This is a genomic window from Thiosulfatihalobacter marinus (genome assembly GCF_016019955.1).
Lineage (GTDB): Bacteria > Pseudomonadota > Alphaproteobacteria > Rhodobacterales > Rhodobacteraceae > Shimia > Shimia marinus_A.
In genome coordinates, this window is record NZ_JAECRZ010000011.1 from 97,141 (window position 1) to 113,001 (window position 15,861).

Consider the following 15,861-nt stretch of genomic DNA (forward strand, 5'->3'; position numbering starts at 1 on the left):
GGCGGGGGAATGCGTGCTTTCGTGGCCGTATCGCTGCCCGCGCCGCTGGTGGAGGCGATCGCGGCGTTGCAGGCGCGGATGCCCGCGGGGCGGCCGGTGCCGGAAAACAACCTGCACCTGACGTTGGCCTTCCTGGGGGATCAGCCGCAATCCGTCCTGGAGGATTTTCACGAAGCCCTGGCGAGCATGACCGCCGCGTCGTTTCCGTTGCATTTGAAGGGGTTGGACGTGATGGGCGGCGCCGTGCCCAAGGTGTTGTGCCTGCGTGCCGATCCCGATCCGGCGCTGATGGCCCTGCACGACAGGGTGCGCAATGCGGCGCGGGTGGCCGGGATATCATTGGAGCGGCGGCGGTTTCGCCCGCATGTCACCATCGCGCGGTTTCGCGCCGGTCAGGGGGCGGGTGACGGGGCGCGGCTGCGAAAGCTGTTGGGATTGGGGGCGGATGTGGCGATGGGGCCGTACAAGGCCCACAGCTTCGGGCTGTATGAATCGGTGCTGATGCCGGATCGTGCCGTGCATCATCTTCTGGCCGATTACCCGTTGCCGGATTTTGGAAATCCGGCGGGCTGACCTAAGCTTGGCGCGTAGTTCACGGGCCGGGAGGGATTCGCATGACACGCTGGATAGTGGCCGGGGCACTGGCGCTTGGGCTGGTCCACGGGGCGGTGGCGCAAGAGGCCGCGGATGGGGTGGCGCCGGAGGCGGCGACACGGCTGGGAACCATCGTGCCCGACACGCTGCGGCCGGCCCTGCGGGCCAAGGCGGACGGCAGGCCGGTGGAAGCGCCCGAGTGGATGATCGCGGCGGCGCATCCGCTGGCGGTGGAGGCCGGGGCCGAGGTGCTGCGCCGGGGCGGGACGGCGGCGGATGCCATGGTGTCGGTGCAGGCGGTGCTGGGGTTGGTCGAGCCGCAAAGCTCGGGCCTGGGTGGCGGCGCGTTCCTTGTTTATTTCGACGCCGGTACCGGGCGGCTGACCACGCTGGACGGGCGGGAAACCGCGCCGCTGGCCGCTGGCCCGCGCCTGTTTCAGGACGCGGACGGCCAGCCGCTGAAATTCTTTGACGCCGTGATCGGCGGGCGCAGCGTGGGCGTGCCGGGGACGCCGATGCTGATGCAGGAGGCGCATCGGCGCTGGGGGCGCAGCGTTTGGTCAGGCCTGTTTGACAAGGCCATTGCGCTGGCCCAGGGCGGATTTGCCGTATCGCCCCGGATGGCGGCATCTGTTGCGGGCGATGCCGAGCGGCTGGCGTTGAACCCACGCACGGCGGCGTATTTCCTGCCGGGGGGCGTGCCGTTGCAGGCCGGGCAAATGCTGGTCAATCGACCTTATGCGCGGTCCCTGCGCATCCTGGCGGCGCAGGGGGCGGCGCCCTTTTATACCGGAGACATTGCGGTGGATATTGTCGGGGCGGTGCGCAATGCGCGCAATCCGGGGCTGTTGCGGGGCATCGATCTGGCGCTTTACCGGGTCAGGGAGCGCCCGGCGGTCTGTGCCGATTATCGCGAATACGATGTGTGCGGCATGGGACCGCCGTCTTCCGGCGGGCTGACGGTGGGGCAGATCCTGGGGCTGGTGGCGCCGTTCGATCTGGCGGCCCTGGGGCCGGACAATGCCGAAAGCTGGCGGCTGATCGGCGAGGCGTCGCGGCTCGCCTTTGCGGATCGGGGCCGCTACATGGCCGACAGCGATTTTGTGCCGGTCCCGACCAAGGGTTTGCTGGCCACGGAATATCTGGCAAAGCGGTCAGACCTGATGCGCGGCGAGCGCGCGCTGGAAGATGTGACGCCGGGCGCGCCCGAGTTCGATCATGCGCTGAACTGGGCCGATGACGACGCGATCGAGCGCCCGTCAACCTCGCATATTTCGATCGTGGATCGGTATGGCAACGCGCTGAGCATGACAACCACCATTGAAAACGGTTTCGGCAGCCGGGTGATGGTGCGCGGCTTTTTGTTGAATAACGAGTTGACGGATTTTTCGTTCCGGTCGCATCGGGACGGGGTGCCGGTGGCCAACCGGGTGGAACCGGGCAAGCGGCCGCGCTCTTCGATGGCGCCCACCATCGTGATGAAGGACGGGCGGCCCGTGCTGGTGGTGGGCTCGCCGGGCGGCAGCCGGATCATCGGCTATGTGGCCAAGACCATCATTGCCTATCTGGATTGGGGCATGGATGTGCAGCAGGCGGTGGCGCTGCCGCATCTGGTCAACCGGTTCGGGCCGTTCGACGCCGAGGAGGATCGTCTGACCGGGGCGCTGGAGGCGATGGGGTTTGTTGTCAATCAACGCGAGCTGAATTCCGGGTTGCACGCGATTTCGGTGGGCCGGATGTTGCGCGGCGGGGCCGATCCGCGCCGCGAGGGCATTGCCTTTGGCGAATAAGCGGTGTTCAACGGAGGACGCCATTCAAGGGGAGAACGAGCATGGGCCAGGCGACCGATCTGCCGCGCAACGAGGCGGGAATTGCCGCCGCGCTGGGCATTCTGAAGCAGCGTTTCGGGGAAAAGTTCCAGACCGGGCAGTCGGTACGCGAACAGCACGGGCATACGACCACATGGATCAGGACACAGGCGCCGGATGCAGTGGTGTTTGCCCGTTCCACCGCGCAAGTGGCCGAGATCGTCAAGGTTTGCGCCGACCACAAGGTGCCGGTGATCGCCTATGGCACGGGCACGTCGCTGGAGGGGCATGTGAATGCGCCGGCGGGCGGGGTGTGCATCGATCTGAGCGAGATGAACGAGATCCTGGCCGTGAATGGCGAAGACCTGGATTGTGTGGTGCAGCCGGGGGTCACGCGCGAGCAGCTGAACACCTATCTGCGCGACAGGGGGCTGTTTTTTCCGATCGATCCCGGGGCGAATGCGTCGCTGGGCGGGATGGCCTCGACCCGGGCCAGCGGCACGAATGCGGTGCGCTATGGCACGATGAAGGACAATGTGCTGGCGCTGGAGGTGGTTCTGCCCTCGGGCGAGGTGATCACCACCGCCAGCCGGGCCAGGAAATCCAGCGCCGGGTATGATCTGACGCGGCTGATGATCGGGTCCGAAGGCACGCTGGGCATCATTACCCAGATCACGCTGCGGCTTCAGGGTATTCCCGAGGCGATGTCTTCGGCGCGGTGTTCGTTCGAAACGGTGGATGCGGCCTGTCAGGCGGTGATGGCCACGATCCAGTACGGCATTCCGGTGGCGCGGATCGAATTGCTGGATGCCAAAAGCGTGGGCGCGGCCAATGCTTATTCCGGGCTGGACCTGCCGGAAACGCCGCTGTTGTTGCTGGAGTTTCACGGATCGCAAAGCGCCGTGGCCGAGCAGGCCGAGATGTTCGGCGACATTGCCGAGGAGTTTGGTGGCAGCGGGTTCGAATGGACGACGCGGGCCGAGGAGCGCACCAGGCTGTGGCAGGCGCGACACGATATGTATTGGGCGTCGATGGCGCTGCGGCCCGGCGCCAAGGGGATTTCCACCGATGTCTGTGTGCCGATATCACGGCTGGCCGAATGCGTGACGGCCGCGCAGGACAAGGCGGCCGAGCTGGGCCTGTTGTCGCCTCTGGTGGGCCATGTGGGGGACGGGAATTTCCACATGCTGCCGCTGATCGACATGGCGGATGAAGACGAGGTGGCACGGGCGGAATCCTTTGTTTCGTGGCTGAACGATCTGGCGATTTCCATGGAGGGCACCTGCACCGGCGAACACGGGATCGGGCAGGGCAAGAAGCCCTATCTGGTGCGTGAACTGGGCGCGGCGGTGGATGTGATGGCGGCCATCAAGCGCGCGATCGACCCGGACAATATCATGAACCCGGGCAAGATCATCTGACGGGCAATGGATGGCGGCGGTTTGTAAGGGATTCGGTGTCCGTTGCATTGCGAATGCGCGTGCGCGCCCCCATCTGGAAAGCTATGCGCATGACACAGGAAAAAAGGGTGCCCGATGGACGGTAAGGAAATCAAGGTGGATACGGCGCAGCCGGTTCTGGTGACGGGGGCGACCGGCTATGTCGCCGGGTGGGTTGTCAAACGGCTGCTTGAGGCCGGTGCAACGGTGCACGCGCCGGTGCGGGACCCGGACAATACCGCAAAGATCGCGCATCTTGTTGACATCGCCGAGCAATGCCCGGGCACGATCCGGTTCTTCCGGGCGGATCTGCTGGAGCCGGGATCGTATGGCGAGGCCATGGCGGGCTGTGGCGTGGTGTTCCACACCGCCTCGCCCTTTACGGTGAATGTCGACGATCCGCAAAAGGAACTGATCGACCCGGCGGTGAACGGCACGCGCAATATCCTGGACGAGGCCAACCGGCAGGACAGCGTGACCCGCGTGGTGCTGACCAGCTCCTGTGCCGCGATCTACACGGATGCCCGGGACACGGTGGACGCGCCGGGCCAGAAGATCACCGAAGATGTGTGGAACACGACCGCGACCATGGCGTATCAGCCCTATTCGCTGTCCAAGACGCTGGCCGAAAAGGCCGCCTGGGAGATGGCGGGCGCACAGGATCGCTGGAAGCTGGTGGTGGTGAATCCGTCGCTGGTGGTGGGGCCGTCCTTGCAGGACAAGCCGACCTCGGAGAGCTTTTCGCTGTTGCGGATGCTGGGCGACGGATCGATGAAGATGGGGGCGCCCCGTATGAGTTTTGGCGCGGTGGACGTGCGCGATCTGGCGCAGGCACATCTGGCCGCCGCCTATCTGCCGGATGCCGAGGGGCGGCATATCGTGTCGGGCAGCGAAACCGACTTTCTGGAGATGGGGCTGTTGCTGCGGCCCAAATTCGGGGAGGACTATCCCCTGCCCAAACGGGCATTGCCAAAATGGCTGGTCTGGCTGGTGGGGCCGTCGCAGGGGATAGACCGCAAATATGTGAGCCGGAATGTGAATGTGCCGTGGCGGGCGGACAATTCCAAAAGCCGCACGGCGCTGGGGATGAGCTATCGTCCTTTGCAGGACAGTCTGGAAGAGATGTTTGCCAAGATGATCGGCGACGGGTGGTTTGCAAAGTGACCCAAGGCGCGCCCGCATTCGAACACCCGGGCGTGGCCGCGGCCTTTGACGCTTTCCCGCCGGGCGCGCGGGACCGGTTGATGCAGGTGCGGCGGCTGATCTTTGAGGTGGCGGCGCAAACCGACCGAGTGGGGCGGATCGCGGAAACGCTGAAATGGGGGCAGCCCGCCTATCTGACGCCGGACACGAAAAGCGGTTCGACATTGCGCCTTGGGGTGCCCAAAGGCGGCGGGGCCGCGATTTTTGCCCATTGCCAGACCAGCATCATATCGGATTTCGATGCCTTGTTTCCCGGTGCTTTCAGGCTGGACGGAAACCGGGCGGTGCTGTTACCCGAAGAAGGCGCCCTGCCGGTGGCGCCATTGCGGATGCTGATCCGAAGCGGGCTGACCTATCATCTGTGAGGGGCGCGGACTGCCCGGTTCCTTTCAGCGATACACTTCGTCCTCGCCGGGAAAGCTGCGGTCTTTGACCTCTTGCGCATATTGGCTGACGGCGCGATCGATGGCGGGGCCCAGATCGCCATAGACCTTGACGAATTTCGGGGTCCATGCGTTCAGGCCCAGCATGTCTTCGAGTACCAGGATCTGACCGTCGCATTCGGCAGAGGCCCCGATCCCGATGGTGGGGATGGCGACCTGTTTGGTGATAAGCGCGGCAAGCGGTTCAACCATGCCTTCCAGCACGATGGCAAAGGCACCTGCCTGGGTGACGGCCTTGGCATCGGCCTCGTGCAGGGGCCAGTCGTCTTCGTCGCGCCCCTGGGTCTTGAAGCCGCCCATCACGTTGCTGGATTGCGGCGTGAGGCCGATATGGGCCATGACCGGGATGCCGCGTTCGGTCAGGAAGCGGATGGTGTCCGCCATGCGCGCGCCGCCTTCGAGCTTGACCGCGCCACAGCCGGTTTCCTTCATGATACGCGCGGCATTGCGGAAGGCGATGGCGGGGCTTTCCTCGTAGCTGCCGAAGGGCATGTCGACCACCACCAAGGCGCGCTGTGTGCCGCGCATCACCGCCTTGCCATGCATGATCATCAGATCCAGCGACACGCCCAGCGTGCTGTCCATACCGTGCATCACCATGCCGAGGCTGTCCCCGACAAGGATGAAATCGGCGTATTTGTCGACGATGGCGGCGGTGTGCGCGTGATAGGAGGTCAGTGACACGATCGGGTCGCCGCCCTTGCGTGCGGCGATCTGGGGGACGGTGGTGCGGCGGATGGGGGTTTGCGTGCTCATGGTGTGACAACCCTTTGGTCTATCAACAGAATGTCTCCGAATGCGACGGAGAGCATGATGGCGGTGGGGCCGTCAAGCGGCCCGGTGATCGGGTGCAGTGTTTCGGCGGCGACAATATCCAGACCCTGAAGCGTGGCGCGCGGCTCGGCAGCGATCATGGCGGTGATCAGATCGCGCAGCGCCGGAACCGAAATACCGGCGCGGGTGGCGTCAGCGGCGGCGTCGAGCGCACGCGACAGGACCGGCGCGGCGCGGCGATCCGCGGGCGCAAGGCGCACGTTGCGCGACGACATGGCCAGCCCGTCAGGCTCGCGCACGGTGGGGCCGCCGAAGATCCGAACAGGCATGTGCAGGTCGGCCACCATGCGTTTGATCACCTGCAATTGCTGGTAATCCTTTTCCCCGAAACAGGCGATATCGGGCTGCACGATATTGAACAGGCGGGCGACCACGGTGGTGACGCCCCGGAAATGGCCCGGACGCACCTGACCGTGCAGGATATTGGCCAGACGGGTGGTTTCGACGATGGTTTCATCGCCCGGCGGGTACATCGTGGCCGTTTCGGGCAGGAACACATGATCCACCCCGGCGGCAGAGAGCATCCCGAGGTCGCGCGCCTCGTCACGGGGGTAGGCATCAAGATCGGCGGCCTCGCCAAACTGGGCGGGATTGACAAAGATCGACACCACCACCCGGTCAGCGTGGGATTTTGCCAGCGCGACCAAAGACATGTGCCCGTCATGCAGAAAGCCCATGGTGGGCACCATGGCCACGGTTTCGCCCGCCTTGCGGAATGTCGCAACTGCGCCACGGCAGTCGGCAATGGTGCGGCTTGTGTTCATGCGCGCGGGTCTCCTCCCAGAGTGGGGACGGGGTTTAACGACGTTGCTGCGATGCAGCAAGGGCTTTTGCCGCGACGTGGTGTGACGCGCGTCGGTTTCGCGCGATTTTGCGTCGGCTGGACCGTGAGAAATGCATGTAATCGGGTAAGGTTGCGCGCAAGGAAGTTTGTTGCTCGAGGGAGTCGTGCGCACCATGAAAACGAATGTCAAAGCACTGGTTGTCGGCGGTGGCGCCGTTGGCACGTCGATCGCCTATCACCTGGCCAAGGCGGGCTGGGACGATGTGATGCTGATCGAGCGGGACGAGTTGACGTCCGGATCCACCTGGCACGCGGCCGGGCTGTTGCCGCTGTTCAACATGTCCTATGCGACCACTCATATTCACCAGTATTCGGTGGATTTTTACAAGACTCTGGAAGAGGAAACCGGGTTGAATGCCGGGTTCGCCGTGGTCGGCAACCTTCGCATGGCGCAGACGCAGGACCGCATGGACGAATACATGCTGTATGCCGCGACCGCCGAGACCTGTGGCGTGAAATACGAATGGCTGACCCCGGATCAGATCAGGGAACGCTGGCCGCTGATCCGCACCGACGATCTGAAGGGCGCGATCTATCACACCGAGGACGGCTATATCAATCCGGCGGATGTGACCCAGGCGATGGCCAAGGGTGCGCGTCAGCGGGGTGTGACGATCGAGCGCAAATGGCAGGCGGATGGCTTTCACTGGACCGGGACGCATTGGGAAGTGACCTGCACCAGGATGGTCGAGAAGGGCGGCAACCTTGTTGAAAGCGACGAGCAGGTCGTGATCACCGCCGAGCATGTTGTCACCGCTTCGGGCAACCATGCACAGCGCACCGCCAAGATGCTGGGCATCAAGATGCCCGCGATCCCGGTGGAACATACGTTCATCGTGATGGACAAGGATCCCGAACTGGTCAAATGGCGTGACGCCGGCAATGCCGAGCATCCGGTGGTGCGCGATGCCGACGCGCAATCCTATGCCCGCGAAGAGCGGGGCGGCTGGATTCTGGGCATCTACGAGAATGGCGCGCCTGCGCGGTTCGAGCATGGCGTGCCCGACAGTTTCCGCGCCGATCTGTTCCCGCTTGATCTGGACCGGATCGCCGAACAATACATGGCCATGACGGAGCGCGTGCCGTCCTGCGCGGATTCGGGGCTGAAGGACGATTTCAACGGCCCGATCTGCTATACGCCGGATGGCAATCCGCTGGTTGGCCCGGCGCCGGGGCTGCGCAACATGTGGCTGGCCGAGGGATTCTCGTTCGGCATCACGGCCGCGGGCGGCACCGGCTATTACCTTGCGCAGATGATGGTGGATGGCGAAGCCGAGATCGACATGGCCTCGCTTGACCCCAAGCGCTACAGCCAGAACTGGATGACCACCGAGTTCGCCGCGCGCAAGAACGAGGAATGCTATAACCACGTCTATGTGCTGCATCACCCGGATGAAGAGCGCGAAGCCTGCCGACCGTTGCGCACCGCACCGGCCTATGATCGGCAAAAGGCGCTGGGTGCGCAGTTTGGCTGGGTGAATGGCTGGGAGCGCCCGAACTATTATGGGCCGCTGGATGCGCCGGAAAGCTTTGACCGTGAGGCGCGGTCGTTCCGGCGCGGCGCGTGGTGGCAATATGCCAGGGCCGAGGCCGAAGCCGTCCGCAGCGGTGTGGGCCTGATCGACGCCACCGCCTTTACCAAACATGTTGTGAAGGGGCCGGGGGCGACGGCGTTCCTTGACTGGTTCACCTGTAACAAGCTGCCCAGGGTGGGGCGGATAAATCTGACCTACGCGCTGACCGCGCATGGCACGACGCGCACGGAATACACCATCGTGCGCAATGGCGAGGACAGCTATTATCTTGTCTCGGCCGGGGCGTGGACGGAATACGATGCCGATTATCTGCGCAAGGCCGCCGAGGACAAGATGGAGGCGTTCGGCTATATCGAGATTCAGGATGTCACCACACAATGGGGTGTGTTCGCGATTGCCGGGCCGAAATCGCGCGATGTGCTGAAGGCGGTGATCAAGGACGGCGATCCCGACACGGCGCTGTCCAACAAGCGGTTCCCCTGGCTGAGCGCGCGCCGGATCGAGCTGGGCATGTGCCCGGTCAATGCGATCCGCGTGGCCTATACCGGCGAATTGGGCTGGGAATTGCATCATCCGATCGAGATGCAGAATTACCTTTGGGATCTGCTTCTGGCGGCGGGTGAACCGCATGGGATGAAGCTTGTCGGCGCAAGGGCGCAGAACTGGCTGCGGCAAGAGAAATCCTATCGCGCCTTTGGCAATGAACTGGGCCGGGACGCTACCCCGGCGGAGGCCGATCTGCCGCGCTTTATCGATCTGTCAAAAGAGTTTCACGGCAAGGACGAGATGCAGGCCAGGGGCGTGCGCTCAAAATGCTGTACCCTTCTGATCGACGGGCCCGAAGATGCCGATCCCTGGGGCCGCGAGGCGCTTTATGCCGAGGACGGCACCCGCGTGGGGCGGCTGACCTCGGGCGGGTATTCGGTGCATTTCGGCAAGTCCATCGGCATGGGCTATGTTTCGCCGGATCTGGCGGTGGAAGGCACAAGGCTGAAGGTAAAGATGCAGGACAAGCTGTGGGATGCTACTGTCACCTGTGACAGCCCCTATGATCCGGGGAACGAGACCATTCGCAAGGACGGCTGATGCGCCGCGCACCATTGACTGTGATTCTGGTTTTGGCCGTGGCGGCATTGGTCGCCATGGCCTTTTTCGATCGCAACCCGGTGGTACGGGCCGCGCGGGCCTATGCCGAAGAGGTCGCGGCGGCAAGCGCGGTTCTGTATGTCTCGCTGCGCGGGGTGAACGCGGTGTTGTCGACGGCGCAAGAGGTCGAGGTGGGCGGATCGCTGGTGGTTTCGGGATCGGTGCAGCCGCTCAAGGCGCTGGAGCCGATTGACGACACGATCGAGCGCATTTCGGACCTGGTGTTTTCGGTGATGGTTGTCACCGGGATTCTCGCGGTGGCGATGGGGCCGGTCAGCGCCACGGGCAGCGCGCTGATTGCGCTGGCGGCGCTGGCCTGGGTGGCCGGGCGGCGGCTGGGTGGCGGGCCTGTGGCGGCGGCGCTGACCCGGCGGCTGGGCTGGTATGGCGCGTTTCTGGCGCTGGCGGTGCCGCTGGCATTCGTTGCGGCGTCGCTGGTGGCGGATCGGATGACAGCGGGCGTCTGGGCCAAACATGATGCCATTGTGCGCGAGATCACCGCCAGCGTTGCCGATCAGGCCGAGGTGAGCACCGGGCAGGAGGGGTGGTTTGCCGCCATGGCCGGGCTGGCGGGGGACGCAGAGCGGTATCAGACGCTGATGGGCGAAGTGTTTGCGCGCGCGGATGATCTGATCGGCAGCTATATCGCGATCCTGTCGGTCTTTGTTTTTCGGATCGTGATCCTGCCGCTGTTGGTGCTGGGCGCGTTTTTTGTGCTGGCGCGGGGGCTGGCGCAGCGCCCTTCGGGCTGAGCGCGCCCGCTCAGCGCCCGGCGGACCGGGCGTTGTCGGGACCGGGTGTCTGGCCCATTCCGTTGTCAGTAGTCGCCCGGTGCCAGAATGCCGTCGCCATTTTTGTCCAGCGCGGTGAACCACTTGCGCAGCCCGGTTTCGAATTCGTCGCGTGTCACCTTGCCGTCCAGGTTCGTATCGAACCGGTCACGGGCAAATCCGTTGACCGCGCGCCGCGCCAGGGGTGCGCCGGTTTGCGTGGCCGTTTCAGCGCGCGCCTTGTCAAATTCGGTATATTCGGCGCTGTCCAGCGCGCCATCGCCGTTCTTGTCAAAGGTTTCGAAAATACGAATGCGCAGCTGTTCCAGTTCGGCCCATGTGACGCCGCCATTGTCGTCGAGATCCCAGTTTCCGGGAAAATCGCTTGCGGCGGATGCGGACTGTGCCGCCAGTAGGACAATCGCCGCGAGAGGCGTGGTGAAACGGTGCATGTGATCTCCGGTCATGACGTATGAAGGCGCTTGCGTGGACCATAGGGGCAATGGCGCGCGCTGTCAGCCCGCAGAAAGCTCGGCAAAGCAATCCAGTGCCTTGGCGGCATACATCTTGGAGGGTCCGCCGCCCATCTGGATGGTCATGGCCAGCACGTCGCCCACCTCTGCGCGGGTGGCGCCGACCCTGACAAGCGCCTCGCAATGCAGCGCGATACAGGCGTCGCACCGCATGGCCACCGCAATGCCCAGCGCGATGAACTCCTTGGTCTTGAAGTCCAGCGGGCCGGTTTCCTTGACGGTCTGGCACAGGGCGCCAAAGGCGCGGTTGGTTTCGGGAATGGTGGTGTTCAGTGCCTGCAACTGGGTCCGTGTCTCGGCAAGTTTGTCAGTCCAGCTCATGGGGGTCTCCGGGGGCAATTTCCTTGCGCCCGGCAGACCATGAAGCCCGGGGGTGATCCTTGATTTTGATCAGGTCAGTTGCGATTACGCGGCAGGTTGCGGGCCATGCCCCTGGCTAGGTTTGTGCCAGCAAATCAGCAGGTTGTTGGCGGGCATTTCGATCATACCGGCAAATTCCAGCCGCGCCGCGGCCCCCCAATCCACCACATCGAAATCGCTTTTGTACCCGATTTCGGGGTCTTGCGCCTGAAGGCTGGCGTGAAAGGTGGCGTCGCCGTCGCTGGTAAGGGCATCGTCGCGCATGAAGGGGCCATAGATCGCCAGAAGCCCGCCCGGGGCCAGCGCCAGCGCGGCCTCGCGCACAACGCAGCGGGCCTCGGTTTCGCTGACCAGATGCAGGAGGTTGGACAGAAAGATCAGATCCTGACCGGGATGCTGACCGCCCCAGCCCGGGGCAGTGGCATCCAGCGCGACGGCGGGGGCGATGTTGGACAGCGCCGCGTCGGCCGCATGGGCATCGATGCTGGTGCGCCGGGCCGCGTCTATTTCGGTGGGTTGCCAGGACAGGGCGGGCATGGCGCGGGCCAGGCTGACCACGTGCTGCCCGGTCCCGCTGGCCAGTTCCAGCGCGCGGCCCGACGGCGGCGCGATCTGGCAGAGCGCATCGCAGATGGCCTGGCTGTTGCGCGCGGCGGAAGGGGCGAAAAGCCTGCCATTGTCACCGGGTTGGGCAACCGAGGCGCTGTCAGGCAGGTTGAGACGACGGGGCATCAGGCAAATCTTTCCGGGGTCAGGGCGGCGCATGTGGCCGCGTCAAGTTCGGGTGGGTGGCCCGCGATCAGGTCTGCGGCCAGCTGTGAGGCGGCTGGTGCTGTCTGAAACCCGTACCCGCCCTGTCCGGCGAACCAGAAGAACGCCTTGTCGTCGCTGGCCGGGCCGATCACCAGATTGCGGTCAGGCGAGAAGGTACGCAGCCCGGCCCAGCTGGCTTTGAGCCGCGTGACGTCTTCGGTGACGTTTTCCTGATAGCGCGCCAGCCCTTCGGCCAGCACCATATCATCGGGCCAGGCATCGAAGGGGGGCATCGGTTCTTCTTCGGCGGGAGAGATCAGCAGGCTGCCTGCATCGGGCTTGCAATACCAGGTTTCATGGATGTCGAGCACCATCGGCCAGCCGCTGACATCGTGTCCGCCGGGGGCCGGGATGCGGGCCATGGAGCGGCGCAGCGGGGTAAAGCCCAGCGGCGCGATGCCGGCAAGGGTGGCAACCTGATCCACCCAGGCGCCGGCCGCGTTGACCAGCATGGGCGCGCTGTGGGTCTGATCGCGGGTCGCAACCTCCCAGCCATGGGCGGTGCGGGTGATCGCGGTCACGTCCTGACCGGTCAGGACCGAGCCGCCGTTTTCGCGCACGCTGCGGGCAAATGTCTGGATCTGGCGGTCCGTGTCTATGTCATAGGCGGCCTCGTGAAAAGCGGCCAGACCCACGGTGTCCGGGTTGAGGATGGGAAACTTGGCGCGGGCTTCATCCATGGAGATGGGCGTGACATGGAAATCGTCACAGGCGCGGGCAAAGGCCGCCGCGTCACCTGGCGCGGCAACAAACATCAGCCCGCGCGGGCTGAGAAATCCGCCATGGGCGGTGGCGTGGAAATCGGCGCTGGCCTTGCTGAGCGCGACGGTGCTTTGCAACCCGTAATGCGATTCAAACAGTGCGGCGGATCGGCCAGAAGCGTGATAGCCAAGCGCGGTTTCGCGTTCCAGCAATGTGACCGTGCCAAGTGCGGACAGGCGCGCGGCGACCGAGGTGCCCGCGATACCACCACCGATGACGATGAAATCTGCCATGTCTGTTCCTTGTGGCCGGGTGTCGAGGTCTTGAACCGGGTTGGATTCGGCGTGACGTTGGCACGGATTCAAGGCGGGGAAAAGGGGGCTCAGACCTGCGCCAGCAGCCAGGAAATCACGGTGTCGCGGGCCATGTGCGGGGTGTCGGGAAAGAGCAGGTAATAGCCGTGGCCGCGCTTTGGTGCGCGCCAGAGCGCGATCAGGGTGCCGTCTTTCAGCGCGTCCCGAACCAGCAGGCGCGGGGTCAGCGCGACGCCCTGCCCGGCAAGGGCGGCGTCGATGGCCAGCGCGGTCTGGTTGAACCCCAGCGCGGACCGGGGCGCGGGCAGGCCATGATCGGTGAACAGCCGGGTCCAGTGGCGGTGGCCGTCTTCGATCAGGGGGAACCGCGCCAGTTGGGCCAGGTCCGTGGCCGGAGCGCCCAGGCCAGGGATGGCGACGGCGCACAGATCCAGCGGCGCAAGCGCGCGCGTTTGCAGATCGCCCGAGCGGGGCGGCTTGCCCTGACGGATCACCAGGTCGACGGAATCGCGGCGGAAATCCGAAAGGTGCTCACTGGCCTGTAATTCCAACAGAATTTCGGGGTGCGCGCGCGCAAGATCCGCCAGCCGGGGCACCAGCCATTTTGATGCGAGCGAGGGCGGCACCGACAGGGTGACGGTGGCTGGCGCCGGGCGCAACGCCAGTGTGGCCTGGTCGATCCGGCCCAGGGCGGCAGTGATCTCGCGGTGATAGCGCGCGCCCTGCGCGGTGAGCATCAGCCCGCGGGCCTGCCGGGTGAACAGCGCCACGCCCAGATCCGCTTCGAGCTTGCGCACATGTTGGGCCACGGCGCCCTGGGTGAGGTGCAGTTCGCGGGCGGCATGGGTGAAATTCAGATGCCGGGCGGCGGCATCGAACATGCGAAGGCTGTTGAGAAGGGGTTTGCGCATCGGTGAGCCAATAGATTTCCTGCACTCTGGATGGAGAGAGCATGATTGGTCAAGCGGCAAAGCCGGGGCTAGGGTGAACCCGTAAAACAAGGAGATGGGCATGACCAAGGTAGCGATGATCACGGCTGGCGGAAGCGGTATGGGAGCGGATGCGGCGCGGCGGTTGCACGCGGACGGGTTCAAGGTGGCGATCCTGTCCAGCTCCGGCAAGGGCGAGGCGCTGGCCCGCGATCTGGGCGGGGTGGGCGTGACCGGATCGAACCTGGCGCAAGCCGATCTGCAAAGCCTTGTGGACAAGGCGATGGCGGCATGGGGCCGTGTTGATGTGCTGGTCAATTCGGCCGGGCACGGACCCAAGGGCGACATTCTGGAGATCAGCGACGATGACTGGCATCAGGGGATGGAAGTCTATCTGATGAACGTGATCCGCCCGGCCCGCATGCTGGCGCCGGTCATGGCCGCCCAGGGTGGCGGGGCCATCATCAACATCTCGACATTCGCCGCCTTCGAACCCGATCCGTTGTTCCCGACATCGGGGGTTTTCCGCGCCGGTCTGGCCAGCTTTGCCAAGCTGTTCGCCGACAAGATGGCGGGCAAAAATGTGCGTATGAACAATATCTTGCCCGGTTTCATCGACAGCCTGCCCGAGACCGAGGACCGCAGGGCGCGCATCCCGATGGGGCGTTATGGACACGCGGCGGAAGTGTCGTCGCTGGTAAGCTATCTTGCGGGCGAAGGTAGTTACGTGACCGGGCAGAACTGGCGCGTGGATGGCGGGCTGACACAGCACGTCTGACCCGCCGGGCGCCGGTTCAGTAGGGGTGTTTCGCGCTGCGGTCATCGCTGAGCGACGCCTGACGTTCCAGCACCAGTTCCTCGATCGCGTCGGCCAGATGCGGCTCGGCGATGTTGTAATCCCCCGCCGCAACCCGCTTGCGGTGGGCGCGGATCATCACGTCGGCATGGGTGCAGCCGGCGGGCGGTTCGAACTTGTAGCTGGCCAGTTCGATCAGCAGGCCCAGCGGGTCTTTGAAATAGACCGAATCCATGAAGCCGCGATCCTTGATCCCGGTGTGGCCGATCCCCCTGTCATCCAGTCTTTTCAAGGACATGAGCAGGCTTGCGCGGCTGACATTGAAGGCGATGTGATGCACGCATCCCGGCTCGGTGGGCGTGCGGCGCGGATCGGGTTTGCGGTCTTCATTGGTGAAGATGGTGATCAGCCGCCCGTCGCCGGGATCGAAGTACAGATGGCCCTCGCGCGGGTTGTCGAGATTGGGTTGATCAAAGATGAAGGGCATCCCCAGCACGCCCTCCCAGAAATCGATGGATGTCTGCCTGTCGGCGCCGGTGAGGGTGATGTGATGGACACCCTGGGCCTGGATTTTGCGCATGTCGGTTCCTCCTGTCTGCAAGAGTTTAGGCGCTCTTTTGTCAGGTTCAAACCGGCACGGTTGCACGAGACATGTGCAGGGGGGCACGAATCACGGTTAATGCGTTGAAAAGGCGCAATAACCGCCAGTCGGCAGCACGTCGGTATTACGTCGGTATCACGTCGGGTTGAGACCGGCGGATCGGAACGTTTAACAAGACGCGCGTTGCACGTTGGTCG

Annotated in this window: 16 protein-coding genes; 8 read left to right on the forward strand and 8 right to left on the reverse strand. The window is 64.6% G+C overall.

Going from position 1 to position 15,861, the window contains the following annotated elements:
* Nucleotides 1–9 precede the first annotated feature (9 nt).
* From thpR to I3253_RS15400, 5 genes are all read left to right on the forward strand, one after another.
* Nucleotides 10–573, forward strand: a complete 564-nt coding sequence (gene thpR / locus I3253_RS15380) for an RNA 2',3'-cyclic phosphodiesterase (protein ID WP_197918765.1) — start codon at nt 10–12, stop codon at nt 571–573.
* A 41-nt stretch (nt 574–614) separates the two neighbouring features.
* A complete protein-coding gene (ggt, locus tag I3253_RS15385; protein WP_197918766.1) occupies nt 615–2,384 on the forward strand; it encodes a gamma-glutamyltransferase in 1,770 nt (589 codons plus the stop codon).
* Between the two features lie 41 nt (nt 2,385–2,425).
* Nucleotides 2,426–3,823 (forward strand): FAD-binding oxidoreductase, encoded by a 1,398-nt coding sequence (locus I3253_RS15390; RefSeq protein ID WP_197918767.1) that lies wholly within the window; start codon nt 2,426–2,428, stop codon nt 3,821–3,823.
* A 114-nt stretch (nt 3,824–3,937) separates the two neighbouring features.
* Nucleotides 3,938–5,005 (forward strand): NAD-dependent epimerase/dehydratase family protein, encoded by a 1,068-nt coding sequence (locus I3253_RS15395; RefSeq protein ID WP_197918768.1) that lies wholly within the window; start codon nt 3,938–3,940, stop codon nt 5,003–5,005.
* Nucleotides 5,002–5,409: a DUF1801 domain-containing protein gene (locus I3253_RS15400; RefSeq protein WP_197918769.1), complete on the forward strand. Its 408-nt coding sequence runs from the start codon at nt 5,002–5,004 to the stop codon at nt 5,407–5,409. Before I3253_RS15395 ends, I3253_RS15400 begins: the two co-directional genes overlap by 4 nt.
* Before the next feature lie 24 nt (nt 5,410–5,433).
* Here I3253_RS15400 and panB read toward each other — a convergent pair whose 3' ends face one another.
* Together panB and panC are read right to left on the reverse strand one after the other, a co-directional pair.
* Nucleotides 5,434–6,243, reverse strand: a complete 810-nt coding sequence (panB, locus tag I3253_RS15405; RefSeq protein WP_197918770.1) for a 3-methyl-2-oxobutanoate hydroxymethyltransferase — start codon at nt 6,241–6,243, stop codon at nt 5,434–5,436.
* A complete protein-coding gene (gene panC / locus I3253_RS15410) occupies nt 6,240–7,085 on the reverse strand; it encodes a pantoate--beta-alanine ligase (RefSeq protein ID WP_197918771.1) in 846 nt (281 codons plus the stop codon). Before panC ends, panB begins: the two co-directional genes overlap by 4 nt.
* A 193-nt stretch (nt 7,086–7,278) precedes the next feature.
* On the opposite strand from panC, the gene I3253_RS15415 reads away from it, so the two are divergent.
* Entirely contained in the window at nt 7,279–9,786 is a 2,508-nt protein-coding gene (locus tag I3253_RS15415; RefSeq protein ID WP_197918772.1) for a GcvT family protein, read from the forward strand.
* Nucleotides 9,786–10,598: a hypothetical protein gene (locus I3253_RS15420; RefSeq protein WP_197918773.1), complete on the forward strand. Its 813-nt coding sequence runs from the start codon at nt 9,786–9,788 to the stop codon at nt 10,596–10,598. The genes I3253_RS15415 and I3253_RS15420 overlap by 1 nt, the downstream gene beginning before the upstream one ends.
* A 65-nt stretch (nt 10,599–10,663) precedes the next feature.
* Here the strand turns inward: I3253_RS15420 and I3253_RS15425 are convergent, their stop codons facing one another.
* From I3253_RS15425 to I3253_RS15445, 5 genes are all read right to left on the reverse strand, one after another.
* Nucleotides 10,664–11,068 carry an EF-hand domain-containing protein gene (locus tag I3253_RS15425; protein ID WP_197918774.1) on the reverse strand — a complete coding sequence of 135 codons (405 nt, stop codon included), beginning with the start codon at nt 11,066–11,068 and terminating at the stop codon, nt 10,664–10,666.
* A gap of 63 nt (nt 11,069–11,131) precedes the next feature.
* Nucleotides 11,132–11,470 carry a carboxymuconolactone decarboxylase family protein gene (locus I3253_RS15430; protein WP_197918775.1) on the reverse strand — a complete coding sequence of 113 codons (339 nt, stop codon included), beginning with the start codon at nt 11,468–11,470 and terminating at the stop codon, nt 11,132–11,134.
* Nucleotides 11,471–11,554: 84 nt separating this feature from the next.
* Nucleotides 11,555–12,241, reverse strand: coding sequence for a DUF938 domain-containing protein (locus I3253_RS15435; RefSeq protein ID WP_197918776.1), 687 nt, complete (start codon nt 12,239–12,241; stop codon nt 11,555–11,557).
* The gene (locus tag I3253_RS15440; RefSeq protein WP_197918777.1) at nt 12,241–13,317 is read right to left on the reverse strand and encodes an NAD(P)/FAD-dependent oxidoreductase; all 1,077 of its coding nucleotides are present in this window, start codon (nt 13,315–13,317) and stop codon (nt 12,241–12,243) included. The genes I3253_RS15435 and I3253_RS15440 overlap by 1 nt, the downstream gene beginning before the upstream one ends.
* Nucleotides 13,318–13,406: 89 nt before the next feature.
* Nucleotides 13,407–14,249 (reverse strand): LysR substrate-binding domain-containing protein, encoded by an 843-nt coding sequence (locus I3253_RS15445; RefSeq protein WP_197918778.1) that lies wholly within the window; start codon nt 14,247–14,249, stop codon nt 13,407–13,409.
* A gap of 94 nt (nt 14,250–14,343) precedes the next feature.
* On the opposite strand from I3253_RS15445, the gene I3253_RS15450 reads away from it, so the two are divergent.
* Nucleotides 14,344–15,045, forward strand: a complete 702-nt coding sequence (locus I3253_RS15450) for an SDR family oxidoreductase (RefSeq protein ID WP_197918779.1) — start codon at nt 14,344–14,346, stop codon at nt 15,043–15,045.
* Between the two features lie 16 nt (nt 15,046–15,061).
* On the opposite strand, the gene I3253_RS15455 is transcribed toward I3253_RS15450, so the two are convergent.
* Nucleotides 15,062–15,643, reverse strand: coding sequence for a VOC family protein (locus I3253_RS15455; RefSeq protein ID WP_197918780.1), 582 nt, complete (start codon nt 15,641–15,643; stop codon nt 15,062–15,064).
* Nucleotides 15,644–15,861 lie beyond the last annotated feature (218 nt).